Consider the following 509-nt stretch of genomic DNA (forward strand, 5'->3'; position numbering starts at 1 on the left):
AAGCTTCCGCGGCGGTAGCAAGGTCCAAAAGCGTTTTATGCGCCATAACGGCGGATACTGCTGAAGAAGCGGTTAAAATTGCGAAAAGGGACAATCAAGTGCTTGCGGTTACAGCGGCGGACATTGACGGCGTTTTAGAATTAACGGCAAAAATAAAGGAGAGCGGTTTTAACGATTTAATTATTGAGTTTCAAACTCATTCTCTCGCCGAAAATTTTCAGACAAATTCAATCGCAAGAAAAGCAGCGCTTAAAAAGAATATCAAGGCTCTTGGTTACGCGACATTGAAATTTATCAACACTGGAAACTCTGCGGACGACATTGTAGCCGCAGTTACGGAGATTGATAAATTTGGTGGAATAATAGTTATGCCAACTTTTGATCCCGCGCAACTTATGCCGTTGTTTACATTACGCCAAAATATTTATACGGACCCGCAAAAACCAATTCAGGTAGAGCCGAAACTTTACGCGATAGGCGAGCCTGATAAAAAGTCGCCTATTTTTGTA

1 protein-coding gene is annotated in these 509 nt (G+C 42.2%); it reads left to right on the plus strand.

What is annotated here, in order from left to right:
- Positions 1-509: hypothetical protein (locus ACYVRA_RS08510; RefSeq protein ID WP_461252291.1), on the plus strand; the 509-nt coding region annotated here is incomplete at both ends.

The organism is Treponema sp. R8-4-B8, from assembly GCF_054786175.1.